Source organism: Haloterrigena turkmenica DSM 5511 (genome assembly GCF_000025325.1).
Taxonomy (GTDB): Archaea; Halobacteriota; Halobacteria; order Halobacteriales; family Natrialbaceae; genus Haloterrigena; species Haloterrigena turkmenica.
In genome coordinates, this window is record NC_013743.1 from 2094052 (window position 1) to 2106311 (window position 12260).

The 12260-nt window shown below is 66.1% G+C and carries 12 protein-coding genes; 7 read left to right on the forward strand and 5 right to left on the reverse strand.

All coding sequences use genetic code 11. The annotated features are described in order from the left end of the window. Window positions 1-100 precede the first annotated feature (100 nt). Window positions 101-1714: a S1C family serine protease gene (locus HTUR_RS09960; protein ID WP_012943196.1), complete on the forward strand. Its 1614-nt coding sequence runs from the start codon at window positions 101-103 to the stop codon at window positions 1712-1714. Here HTUR_RS09960 and HTUR_RS09965 read toward each other — a convergent pair whose 3' ends face one another. After that, window positions 1715-2287, reverse strand: coding sequence for a diadenylate cyclase (locus HTUR_RS09965; protein ID WP_012943197.1), 573 nt, complete (start codon window positions 2285-2287; stop codon window positions 1715-1717). A 113-nt stretch (window positions 2288-2400) separates the two neighbouring features. Here HTUR_RS09965 and HTUR_RS09970 point away from each other — a divergent pair, with 113 nt between their 5' ends. The 3 genes from HTUR_RS09970 to HTUR_RS09980 all read left to right on the forward strand — a co-directional run bounded on the left by HTUR_RS09970 (window position 2401) and on the right by HTUR_RS09980 (window position 5739). Beyond that, window positions 2401-3987 (forward strand): DUF790 family protein, encoded by a 1587-nt coding sequence (locus HTUR_RS09970; protein WP_012943198.1) that lies wholly within the window; start codon window positions 2401-2403, stop codon window positions 3985-3987. Between the two features lie 273 nt (window positions 3988-4260). Further along, window positions 4261-4725: a response regulator gene (locus tag HTUR_RS09975; RefSeq protein ID WP_012943199.1), complete on the forward strand. Its 465-nt coding sequence runs from the start codon at window positions 4261-4263 to the stop codon at window positions 4723-4725. Between the two features lie 87 nt (window positions 4726-4812). Further along, window positions 4813-5739, forward strand: a complete 927-nt coding sequence (locus HTUR_RS09980) for a VOC family protein (RefSeq protein ID WP_012943200.1) — start codon at window positions 4813-4815, stop codon at window positions 5737-5739. A 178-nt stretch (window positions 5740-5917) separates the two neighbouring features. Here HTUR_RS09980 and HTUR_RS09985 read toward each other — a convergent pair whose 3' ends face one another. Then, entirely contained in the window at window positions 5918-6868 is a 951-nt protein-coding gene (locus HTUR_RS09985; protein ID WP_012943201.1) for a DMT family transporter, read from the reverse strand. Between the two features lie 201 nt (window positions 6869-7069). On the opposite strand from HTUR_RS09985, the gene HTUR_RS09990 reads away from it, so the two are divergent. Next, window positions 7070-7918, forward strand: a complete 849-nt coding sequence (locus HTUR_RS09990) for an alpha/beta fold hydrolase (protein WP_012943202.1) — start codon at window positions 7070-7072, stop codon at window positions 7916-7918. 238 nt (window positions 7919-8156) lie between these two features. Here the strand turns inward: HTUR_RS09990 and HTUR_RS09995 are convergent, their stop codons facing one another. Then, window positions 8157-9179 (reverse strand): DMT family transporter, encoded by a 1023-nt coding sequence (locus HTUR_RS09995; protein WP_012943203.1) that lies wholly within the window; start codon window positions 9177-9179, stop codon window positions 8157-8159. A 112-nt stretch (window positions 9180-9291) separates the two neighbouring features. Between HTUR_RS09995 and HTUR_RS26690 the strand changes: the two genes are divergently transcribed. Beyond that, window positions 9292-9750 (forward strand): hypothetical protein, encoded by a 459-nt coding sequence (locus tag HTUR_RS26690; RefSeq protein ID WP_012943204.1) that lies wholly within the window; start codon window positions 9292-9294, stop codon window positions 9748-9750. On the opposite strand, the gene HTUR_RS10000 is transcribed toward HTUR_RS26690, so the two are convergent. Together HTUR_RS10000 and HTUR_RS10005 are read right to left on the reverse strand one after the other, a co-directional pair. After that, on the reverse strand, window positions 9693-10223 hold the full coding sequence (locus HTUR_RS10000; protein WP_012943205.1) for a DUF7122 family protein: 531 nt from the start codon (window positions 10221-10223) through the stop codon (window positions 9693-9695). The two genes, HTUR_RS26690 and HTUR_RS10000, sit on opposite strands and share 58 nt — an antisense overlap. Continuing rightward, window positions 10223-11131 (reverse strand): RsmB/NOP family class I SAM-dependent RNA methyltransferase, encoded by a 909-nt coding sequence (locus tag HTUR_RS10005; protein ID WP_012943206.1) that lies wholly within the window; start codon window positions 11129-11131, stop codon window positions 10223-10225. The genes HTUR_RS10000 and HTUR_RS10005 overlap by 1 nt, the downstream gene beginning before the upstream one ends. Window positions 11132-11256: 125 nt before the next feature. Here HTUR_RS10005 and HTUR_RS10010 point away from each other — a divergent pair, with 125 nt between their 5' ends. Beyond that, complete coding sequence (locus HTUR_RS10010; protein WP_049941683.1) at window positions 11257-11997, forward strand: proteasome assembly chaperone family protein; 741 nt, start codon at window positions 11257-11259, stop codon at window positions 11995-11997. The last annotated feature ends 263 nt before the right edge of the window (window positions 11998-12260 follow it).

A 12260-nucleotide genomic window follows, 5' to 3' on the forward strand; every position in this document is an offset into this window, starting at 1 on the left:
CGGGACGACTGACCGTCGGTACGAGCGAATTCCGCTCGAGACAGTGACTTCGGATCGGCCACAGGATACTTACCGCTAAGGCAGAGTCTCTCTGCATCGAATGGATTCTGAGGGCGATATTACTCGACGGCGGCTGCTCCGAACCGTTCCAGTGGCCGGCAGCGTCGGCCTCGCCGGCTGTGCCGAGCAGACCGGCGACGAGACTGGCAACGGAACAGATACCACTGGGAACGAAAGCGACGAAGAACCGACGCAAACCGAATCCGAGACCGAAACCGACGACGAACCCGAGGAAACGCCGGATCCACCGAACGTTGAGAGTCAGATCATCCAGCGGGACAAGCCAGCGATAACGAACGTCCGCCACGTCGTCGAAGGGACGATGACGTGGCCGTCGATCGGCTGGGAAGACCTCGTCGATTCCGATCTCCTCGGCGTCTGGGAAACGACGGACGAACGGCTCTACTTCTCATACAATCGTGAGTTCGTCGTGAATGGGGCAGATTACCAGTACAGTGGCGGGTACGCCACACGGAACGGCTATCTCTATCTCAAATACGAGTCAGGGGCCTCGCAGGAGTTCCAGTACCGAATCGAGGGCGGTCGATCAGCACCGATCCTCGAGCTATACCAGAACGGGGAACGCAAGGCCACGTACGAACAGACGGAGACGGAAGACGATCAGCGAGGTCCAGTTGCGGTAGCCGAAGATCAGATCGCCGTTCCCGAACAGAATGCGACCACGAAACGCGAAGACGTCCAGACCGGTGCAGTGGGATCAGGCTTTATCGTCTCGCCTGACGGTACCGTCGTCACGAACGCACACGTCGTCGGCGCGCATCAAAACTCGGAAGAGACGGCGTACGAGCGGTTCGCAGTGAAGCAGAGCGAAGCGCTCCGACAGGACCTCTCGTCGAGTGGAAGCTTGACCGACGAGCAGGTGGAGGAGACGGGTCGGATACTGTACGAGGAGATAATGGGCTACTACGAGGAAAACGGAACCCTCCGAGACGTCTCCGAGTCGGTACACGTCCTGAACGGGAAGGCGACGACCGACGACGACCTCGAAGTCGAGAGCTGGTCCGCCGAGGTCGAGACCGCGGGGACCGTCTACAAGGAGGACGACGGAGAGCCGTCGATGGGCCGCGACATCGCGGTACTGGACATCGACGGGGAGAACCTCCCGACGGTGACGCTCGGTAGCGCGAACGACCTCAGCACCGGCGAAAACCTCTACATCATCGGCTATCCGGACATCGGTATCAGCGAGTTCTTCGATACCACGAACACTACTCTCGAGCCCACGATGACGACCGGCATCGTCAGTGCGCGGCGCGAACTCAACACCGGAATCAACTCGATCCAGACCGACGCGGCGATCAACGGCGGCAACAGCGGCGGTCCGATGTACAACAGCGACGGTGAGGTCGTCGGCGTCGCGACGTTCAGCCCCAACGATGCTCAGATCCAGGACATCCAGTTCGGCCTCCCGATCGAAATCACGACGGGATTCCTGACCGAACTTGGCATCGAGAACACCACGGGCGAGATGCAGTCCGCCTACGAAGCGGGTCTCGATGCCTACTGGCGTGGCGACTGCGAGACGGCGACGGCGAAGATGGAGACCGCCCTCGATCTGTATCCAGATCATCCGCAAGCGCAGTCGTACATCACGGACTGCGAGAACGGCGAGGCGCCCGGACAGGGGTCGTAATTACGAGTACGTTTCTGGGTTCCACTCGCCACCGAGTTCCGTCCGTTTAGTGGTCTCGAACGAGCCGCCTTCGAAGATCGTCACGCGACCGGTCTCCTCGCTCAGCGTCAGCGTCGAGATCACGTTCGTCCGTCTCGAGGTGTCCAGCGCGCTCATGTGCCGGGACCCCATCCACTCCTCGTACTCGTCTCTCTGCTCGTCGAGGGTCTCGAGTTCCTCGGGCATCAGATCGGTAAAGCGGACCATCTGTTCCTGCACGACGCCGTCGACGCTGACGACGAGCGCGCCGTCCCGCGTCATCGCGACCTCGCGGGCCGTCTCGTAGAAGCTCTCCAGATCCAGACAGACGTCCCGGCAGCGGTCGGTCGGCCACGTGTTCCGCCCCATCGGGTCCGCGAAGTCCGCGACCGACGGGCCCGTGACAACCGCGACGTACATCCCCGGCCCCTTCACGTACTGTTCGCCCCACCGATCGAAGTTCAGGCTGATCGACTCGAGCGCGTGGTGGAGACAGTCGATCAGCTCCCGGACCCCGTCGTGGGTCTCGTAGGCGATTCGCAGCTCGTCGTCCATACCGGCTTTTGGGACCGGCACGCCGTAACCCCGGTGCCTGAACGGCCCCGTCGGGTCCGTCGGGCGGTTCGGGAGCGGACCACTTTTTGCCGCGCCGCGCCGATAGCGACCGAATGCTGACCAAGGACCTGCTCCGCGTCTCGCGGGCCGGAGGCGGCTACCACCTCCAGTTCGCCGATCGGGAGCACCGTCCGCTCGCCGCCCGCGTCATTGGGACGTATCAGGGCCACGTCGGCGAATCTCGCGCGGAACTCGAGGCGGCCGTGACTGAACTTGAACGCGGTGCGGACGATTTCAAGCTCGTCAGAGGGCTGTCGGCGCTGCTCGAGCGCGACGCGACGTTCGAGACCGACGCCGAGATCGATCCCGAACGCGCTCGTCGGGCTGCCTTCGAGGCCGCCGAGGCCGTCGGCGTCGTGACCGAGGACGAGCGTGCGATGGCCCTCGTTCGCGCCGGCGAGTCGCTGGGCGTCTCGGCCGACGACGTCGCGGGGGCGCTGTACGCCGACCTCGAGGAGCGGCAGGTCCTCATCGAACTGGCGTCGCGGTGGGAGCCGGACGAGCTGGTGGCCCAGTACAACCTCTCGCTGGCACAGACCGCCCTTTTCGACGCAACCGAGCTTCGGGTCCGCTCGAGCGATCCGAAGGCGCTCGTTTCGGCGATCAAGCGACTGCGACTGATGTACGAAATTCGACGGCTGGAGAACGACGAGGTCGGCGAAGCGCCCGATCGAGGCATCGCCGAGCGCGAGGTGATCGTCACCGGGCCGACCCACCTCTTCCGGGCGACCCGCCGGTACGGCACTCGGTTTGCCCGCCTCTTGCGGACGGTCGCGAAAGCCGAGGAGTGGCGCCTCGAGGCGACGATCGACGACCGCGGGACCGAACGGACGCTCCGTCTGTCCCACGAGGATCCCGTCCGCGTCCCCGACGCAGAGCCAGTTGCCGAGGTCTCCTTCGACAGCGGCGTCGAGGCCGATTTCGCCGCGCGCTTCTCGACTCTCGATCTCGAGTGGGATCTCGTGCGCGAACCCGCGCCCCTCGCGACGGGAACGCGGGTGATGATCCCCGATTTCGCGTTCGACTATCGTCCTGGGGGCAGCGCCCGCAGGGACTCGTCGGACGAGTCCGACGGAGGGCACAGCGAGTTCCGCGTCTACTTCGAAATCATGGGCTTCTGGACGCCCGAGTACGTCGAGAAGAAACTCGCACAGCTGTCGGACCTCGAGGACGTCGAACTGATCGTCGCCGTCGACGAGTCCCTCGGCGTCGGCGAGGAAATCGCGGCCCGAGACTTCCGGGCGATCCCCTACTCCGGAAGCGTCCGGCTGAAGGATGTCGCCGGCGTCCTCCGGGAGTACGAGCGCCAACTCGTCGCCGAGAGCGCCGCCGCGCTGCCGGACGAACTGTGCCCCGACGAGGACGTACTCTCGCTCGAAGCGCTGGCCGGCCGGCGGGGCGTCAGCGAGGACGCGCTGGTCGACGTCGCGTTTCCGGACCACGTGCGGGTCGGCCGGACGCTCGTCCGGCCGGCCGTCCTCGAGTCGCTGGCGGACGAGATCGAGGCCGGAATGGCGCTGGCCGACGCCGAGAAGATCCTCGAAGCGGCCGGATTCAGCGATTCGAGTGCGATCCTCTCGGAACTCGGTTATCGCGTCGAGTGGGAGGGGCTGGCCGGCGGGACGCTCGTCGAGCGGTAGTCGGACCGTCGCGTCGTCGGTGCGAACGACGACGTACGGAAGCCTCGAGCGCATTGGAGCGGCGGTTCGAGAGGTGTTCGCGGATCGATAGCTCGGATCCCCAACTCGAAATCTACTAGGATTCCGAGAGATGCCCCATCAACATCATCTTTAGTTATATACGTTTTTTCGGTCGGCTTCGTCGGGTCACGTTCACACGTGTCGGACTCCGGAGAGGGTTCGATCCAATTTCTTTAGTACGCAGACTTAACCGAGTGAGGTGTCAAAGAAGGAATGTGCATCCCTGTGACCAACCACCGTGATACCGAGCCGATACAGATCCTGCTCGTCGAGGACAATCCCGGTGACGTTCGGCTGGTGGAGGAAGCGTTCCGCGAAGCGGGCGTCGAGACGACGTTCCATACGGCCCACGACGGCGATACGGCCCTCGAGTTCCTTCGCGATCAGCGGGCCGACGTCGACCCCTCCGACCTGAGTCTGGTCCTCCTCGATCTGAACCTGCCCCGGACGAGCGGGTTCGACGTCCTCGAGGCGATCAAGACGGAGCCGGACGTGAGTGCGCCGCCGGTGCTCGTGCTCACGAGTTCGGAGGCGACCGAGGACATCGCCCGGAGCTACGAGCTCTGTGCGAACGCCTATCTCACCAAACCGAGCGATCCCGACGAGTTCACCGAGATCGGCCGAGCCGTCGAAGCCTTCTGGTTCGACGAGGCGACGTTACCCCCCGCGTCCGCGTGACTCCGTTCTGCGAGCGCCGACCGTCGATCCGACCGCCAGCCGAGCGTCGGCCCCAGCGTTATCCCGCCCGCCGTCCTACGATCGACTATGCCGACGGCAACTCCCGGCCTCCACCACGTCACCGCCATCGCGAGCGACCCGCAGCGAAACTACGAGTTCTACACCGAGACGCTCGGCCTCCGACTCGTTAAACGGAGCGTCAATCAGGACGACGTCTCGGTCTATCACCTCTTCTACGCCGACCACGAGGGGACGCCGGGGACGAGCATGACTTTCTTCCCCTACACCGACGCCCGCGACGGACAGGTCGGCGCGGGCCAGGTCAGCGCGGTGTCGTTTCTCGTCCCCGACGGCTCGATCGACTACTGGCGCGAGCGACTCGCGGACGCCGGCGCCGACCCGGACGAACCGCGCGAGCGGTTCGGTGACACCGTCCTCTCGTTTACCGACCCCGACGGGTTGCCGCTGGAACTGGTCGCTCGTGCGGACGCGCCGGCGGCGAACCTCCCGGAGAGCCCCGTTCCCCACGCCCACGCGATTCGGGGCTTCTTCGGCGTGACGCTCTCGCTGACCGGCGCCGATCCGACCGGCGACCTGCTGAAAGAGATGGGCTACCGCCAGACAGACCGCGACGGCACGCGCAAGCGATACACGGCCGATGGCGACCTGGGCTTCGTCGTCGACATCGTGGAGGATCCGCAGGCGCGACGCGGGATCCCCGGCGCGGGCACCGTCCACCACATCGCGTTTCAGGTCGCCGAGGACGAACAGGACGAGTGGCGCCAGTTCCTGATCGATCACGGCCTGCGACCGACCGAGATCATCGACCGCAAGTGGTTCAAATCGGTCTACGCTCGCGAGTACGGTACCGTGCTCTTCGAGTACGCCACGAAGGAGCCGGGGTACACCGTCGACGAGGAACTCGAGGACCTCGGCGACCGACTCGTCCTCCCAGAGTGGCTCGAGGACCGACGCGAGGAGATCGAGACCGGATTGCCGGACCTGTCCCATTGACATCCTCCCCGCGCTAAAGCGCGAGGATTCTTCCGTTGGGAGCTCGGCTATACCGATTCCACGGAGGCAACTTGCGGGTTTGTGCGCACTTCTCTGGGACTTTCGTAACCGTCGGAACGTGATTTCGGGATTCGTCGAGTCGCGACACTCGTGGTCGGACGGAAAACACGTCCACGATTCACGTCGCCCGCGCACGAGTCGTGACGTAGATCCCCGCCAGTACGACGACGCCACCGAGAACCGTCACGACTTCCGGAACCTCCCCGAGCAACGCGAGCGCGAGAATCGCGCTCCCGACGGGTTCGCCCAGTAACGAGACGCTCACGACGCTCGACTCGACGTACTTCAGCGCCCAGTTGATGACCGTGTGCCCGAACATTCCCGGTACGAGCGCCATCGCGAGGAAGAGCCCCCACTCCGTCTGGGAGTAGCCGAGCAGCGGCTCACCGGTCCCGACGGCGAGGAAGCCGAGGGCGACGGCACACGCAGCGTAGACGACGAACGTGTACGCGAACAGCGAGAGCCGCTGGCGAAGCGAGCGTCCCGTGAGGGTGTAGACGGCGCCGACGACCGCGCCGGCGAGCGCGAGGGCGTTGCCGTAGAGTTGGGTCGAGCTATCCGCGAACGCGGTGGCGAGCGCCGCGACGATGTCGCCGCCACCGAACAGCGGGCCGACGACGAGCGGACCGACCGACATCGCGAACGCGCCCGCGAGCGCGACGGCCATCCCGCCGACGATCCGCGGCGTGAGTCGTTCGTCGAGGAGGGCCGCCGCGCCGGCGCCGACGAATATCGGCTGGGTGGTGATCAGCGTCACTGACGCCGCCACCGTGGTCCACTCCAGACTCTCGAAAAAGCTCGCGAAGTGGGCGGCGAGCGCCAGCCCGGAGCCCGTAGCGAAGACGAGGTCGCGTCTCGAGATCGCCCGGAGGTCATCGACGTCGCGGAGCGCGAACGGCGCGACCGCGGCCGTCATGAATAGCACGCGGTAGAACGCCTTCACGACGCTCGGCGCCCCGCTCCACCGGACGAGAATCGCGCTCGTGCTGATGGCGGTGATCGCGACTGCGACGCCGAGCATCGGGTCGACCCGCTCTTCCAGCGGGAGCGATGCCGTCCACCGAGTCATACCGTGAGTGGGTATCGGCCCGCCCTAAGTGTGCGGACTTCGAGACCTGAGAGGTTGACCGTGCGTAGTACGCGCGTATTCGCCGGCGAGATGCTATTGACGCCCACGGCGACCGGAGGTGAGTCGACTCGCGGCGCTACGGCACGGGCGCGTCCAACTGTTTTACCCGCCGGCGATGACCCTCGACTCGAGAGGATTCGAATGGGAGCCGAACTGACGCGACGATTCGACACCGGACAGTTCGACGACCGGTACCCGTACGTCCGCGTCGGCCACGGTCCGGAGACGCTGCTCGTGATCCCCGGCATCGGCGACGCGATGTTCGACGGGGAGTACGGCCGTACCGACGCGGTGACGACCGCCGCGACGTTCCGTCGGTTTCTCGCCGACTACACCGTCTATCTGGTCAGCCGGCCGCGCGGACTCGAGGACCGCCGGTCGATCGACGCGATGGCTCGTGACTACGAACGCGTCCTCGCGGATCACGTCGGAGCGGCGTCCGTGCTGGGACTCTCGATGGGCGGGCTGATCGCCCAGGAGCTCGCCCGCGAGCGGCCCGACCTGGTCGAGCGACTCGTCCTCGGCGTCTCGGGCTGTCGGCTCGCGGAGGGCGGTCGGCCGATCGTCCGCGAACTCCACCGCCTCGCACTCGAGGGCGAGTGGACGGAGATCCGCGCCCGCCTTTACGAGGCGATGTTCACCGGAGCGTGGCGACGGATCGTTCCGACGCTCTCGCAGGCGGTCGGACGGATCCGGCCGCCGGACCCGGCCGAACCGCGTGACGTGCCGATCTCCTTCGACGCCGTCCGCGACTACGACGGCACGGATCGCCTCGAGGAGATCGAGCCGCGGACGCTGGTCATCGGCGGCACCGCAGATCCCTTCTTCCCCGCGGCGATCCTCCGCGAGACCCACGAGGGGCTGCCGGACGGTCAACTCGAGACGTTCACCGGCGCCCGCCACGGCGTGTTCCTCGAGCGAAAGGAGGGCTTCGACAACCGGGTTCGGGAGTTCCTCGAGGACGAGGTCACGCAGATTCGGGAGAAATAGCGCGTCTACGGCGTGTTCGTGCTCGCGGCCGCGGTCTTCGGAGTCGGGTCATCTACTCGAATCACCACCGCAGCTCGTTCGCGTTCCTCCTCCAGTTCGCGAGCGCCGTCCCGATCGTGCGCTGGGTAGTCGACGGGGACTGTGGCCCCGCAACTCGAGAGGCAGTTCCATCGGTACAGTCCGAACCGATCGATCTGGACGACGAGCGCCTCCGATCGTTTCCGGGCGCCCGAACGCGTCAGTCCGCGGTGGGTGCGGTACGGGAGGTGCGACCGGTGTCGCGATCGTCGAGGACGTAGGCGTTGCCGTCGACGACGACGCAATCGCCCGCAGCGGACCGACGCCGTGGTTTGTAGCCAGCGACCGGTGCCAGGAGTCGCCAGAGCGACGGGAGCTGACAGAGAGCGAAGCCGAGGACGATCATCCCGAATCCGCCGATCGTCGTGAGCGTGATCGATTCGCCCAGCAGCGCCCAGCCGACGAGAGAGGCGACGAGGGGCGACGCGTAGTTGACGAGGCTGAGCTGGCTCGCGCCGATGCGGTCGAGCAGGAGGAAGTACGCGAGGAACCCGCCCGCAGTGGCGACGACCCCCAGGTACGCGAGCGCGGCGACCGTCGCGGACGTCCACGCCGTCAGTGAAGGGACGGTTTCGCCCGGGTGAGCATAGCTCACACCGTGCAGAATCCCCGCGCCGAGAGCCATCGCCCACGTCTGCAACGACAGTACCGGCAGCGTTCGCTGCAATCGTTCGGTCAGTACCGAGCCCACTGCGAAGGCGAACGCCGAACCGAACAGCAGGCCGACGCCGATCGCCTGTCCGCCGATCGAGCCGCCCGAAAGCGCGATCACGACGACGCCGGCGAGCCCGACGAAGAGCCCGACGACGACGGGTGCACGGAGCCGTTCCTGCGGGAGGAGAGCGAGCGCGAGTGGTGGCGTCACGATCGGTGTTAGACTCAGAACGATCGCGGCGACGGCGCTCGAGACGTACGATTGACCGATGAACAATAGTCCGTAATGAGCGCCGACCATCAGCCCGCCCGCGACGCCGATCGTTATCCAGTCGGTGCGCGTCCGGGGTCGCCACTCGCGTCCGAGGGCGAGGATAGCGCCCGCAAACAGCACTGTCGCGACGTCGAGTCGAAAGGCTGCAAAGAGGATCGGTGGCAGCGTCGCCAGTCCGACCTCGATCGCCGCGAAGGCGGTCCCCCAAGCGATCGCGAGGAGGCTGAAGAGCGTCAGATCTCTCTTTCTAGTCATTTCATATCGAGACGGTTCCCGGACACTTGTATGTTGCTAATATCTCGATACAGGGCCTGTGAGTGCCATATTCGAAGACATGTGTTACCAACCATCACGGTAATCAAGGGCCATGATAATCATTGATAAGATAAGACCGTCGAGGGATCTCGTAGCGGAGCCGCACCGCAGACTGCCGGCGGCGTGTCGGCTCCGCCCGGACGACCGTGATCGATCGACGCTGGAAGAACGTGCCCGTCGAGCCGAACTCCTCAGTGAGGATCAGCTGGTTGATCGCGAGGACGACGCCGGCGAGGAGGAGCGCGGAGGGACGGCGCCGATCGCCATAGAGGGAGAGCCACTGGACGAACTCGCCGGCCTCGAGTCACTCGGCGAGCCCGGTGTCGGACCGGGACGCCGTCGGGGCGTCTTCGCCGCTCATACGGCCGCTACCAGCACCGCTCACTTAGTAGCTAAGATGGCCTTTCAGCCTGTGAACCCCGCAGGATCGCTACCCCGGCTCGAGGCCGTCCGCTACAGATCGCGCTGGCGTCCCTTCGGCACCATCGAGCGCAGTTCGCCGTGGACGTAGAGGCCGATCCCGAGCGGCTCGAGTTCCCCGGCGATTTCGTGGGCTCCGATCAGGTACCCCCAGTCGCCCTCCCAGCGCTCGATCTCCCGGTCCTCGCCGGTCGCGAACGCTCGGGCCTCCTCGCGGTCGAGTTCGATCACGCAGTCGGTCGCGTGACCGCCGAAGCGCTGGACGAAGTCCGTCGTCGGCTTCCAGTGTTCCTGTCGGGTGCGCAGACAGGTCATCCCGATGGCCTCGATCTCGAGGGGCGTCGGCGCCTCGCCGCCGTAGATCCAGATCTTGCCGGCGCCCTTCTCCCAGAACGTGTAGTCGTCGAACGTTTCCGGCGGCATGCTGAACCGATCGCGGAAGTAGTCGACGACCTCCTCGCGGCTGACCCGGCCCTCGACAGTCTGTTCGGCCGGCGTCGCGGGCAGGCGATCGAATCGCTGGCCGTCGTTTCGCTCGAGGTCCCCGGTCGATTCGTCCGCCATTACGCGGTCACCTCCAGTTTCGCGACGAAGAAGCCGCCGGTGTCGTTCTGATGGGGGTAGATCCGCGCCGCCCGCTCGAGGCTCGAGTCGAATTCCTCGCCGTCCCACTCGGTCAGGCCGGGCGCGTACTCGAGGTCGATATCGAAGTCGACGACGCGACAGTCTTCCTCCTCTACGGCGTGCTGGACGACGGCCTCGTTCTCCTCAGGGGCGAAGGTACACGTCGAGTAGACGACGGTGCCGCCCTCGCGGGTGGCCTGTATCGCTCGTCGGAGAATGCCCTTCTGGACGCCCGAGACCGACGCGATGGCTCCCTCCGACCAGTTGTCCAGCGTGTCGGGGTTCTTCCGGATCGTCCCCTCGCAGGTACAGGGCGCGTCGACGAGCGCGCGGTCGAACTCGTCGAAGTCGAACCGGTTCAGGGAGTAGTTGCGCGCGTCGGCGTTCGTGACGGCGAGGCTCGTCGCGCCGAGGCGCTCGGCGTTAAAGCGCAGCGCCGAGATGCGCCCGAGGTTGTTGTCGTTGGCCACGACGGTTCCCTCGTCGCCCATCAGCGCGGCGAGCTGGGTCGCCTTCCCGCCCGGCGCGGCACAGCTGTCCCAGACCCGCTCACCGGGCTGGGGATCGAGGACGACCGGCGGCACCGCCGAGACCTCCTCCTGGCCGTGGGTGAAGCCGTGGAACGAGGTCCACGTCGATCCCGGCGACCCCGTCTCGAGGCGCAGCACGCGGGGGTTCCAGTCGGCCTGCTCGTACGCGAGGCCCTCCTCCTCGAGGACCGCGACCGTCCGCTCGACCGAGGCCTTGATGGTGTTGACGCGGGCGGCATTGCCCAGCGGCCGCTCGCAGGCCTCGAGGAACGCGTCGAAATCGTCGATAATCGGTCGATACCGCTCGAGTGGCTCCATTGCCCGCGGATTCGAACGCCCCGCGTTTGTGGGTTTCGAAGCGCCGGGCGCGGCCGAATCGGTGCCACTCCGTCCCGGGAGCCGCCGCCCTCGATTTTATGGGGGCGCCAGCAGACGTCTCGAACATGGCACAAATCCGCCAGCAGGGGCCCGAGATGGACCTCGAGGAACCGGTTCTCGTCGAGGGCTTCCCGGGACTCGGACTCGTCGGCAAGATCGCGACCGACCACCTCGTCGAGGAACTCGACATGCGCTACTACGCCAGCGTCGACTGCGGGGGGCTGCCCCGCGTCGGCGTCTACCGCGGCGGCGACCGGACGGCCCGACCGCCGGTCCGGATCTACGCCAGCGAGGAGCACGACCTCCTCGCGCTCCAGAGCGACGCGCCGATCAAGTCCGACGCCGTCGGCTCCGTCGCCGAGTGCCTCACCGAGTGGATCGTCGGACAGGACGCGCTGCCGCTCTACCTCAGCGGACTGCCGGCCGAGCGCGAAGACGAACCCGAAATCTACGGTATCGGAACCGGTGACGCCGCCGAGCGACTCGAGGACCACGGGATCGACGTCCCACCAGAAGACGGCGTCGTCACGGGGCCGACGGGGGCGCTCATCAACCGCGCCGCACAGCGCGACTACGACAGCGTCGGCCTCGTCGTCGAATCGAGCCCGCAGTTCCCCGACCCCGAGGCCGCGAGCGTCCTCCTCGAGGACGGCGTCTGCCCGATCGCCGACGTCGATGTCGAAGTCCAGGAGCTACTCGACCGCGCGGCGGAGATCCGAGAGAAGCGAGAACAGTTCGCCCAGCAGATGCAACAGGTCAACCAGGAAGAGAGTTCGCAGGCCCAGCCGCTGCGAATGTACCAGTAGCGAGCGTCGCTCGACTGCGGCTCGTTCTCTCGAGCGTCGTCACCGAGACTGCGCCGTCGATCGGTGACGCCGTGCCGATCGCTCGACGCGTCCGTGTTCGAAGGGGGCGTCTCGGGAATCCGATCGAGCCCCGACCGTGTTCGGGGTAATCACCTTCGACGCGGCACCGCTTTCTCCGATTATATGAGTGTAGGTATGCCCAAACAGTTGGCAGCCGGCGACGACGATCGACACCTCCGGCGAAGTCCCAGTCGAGGCGGTAT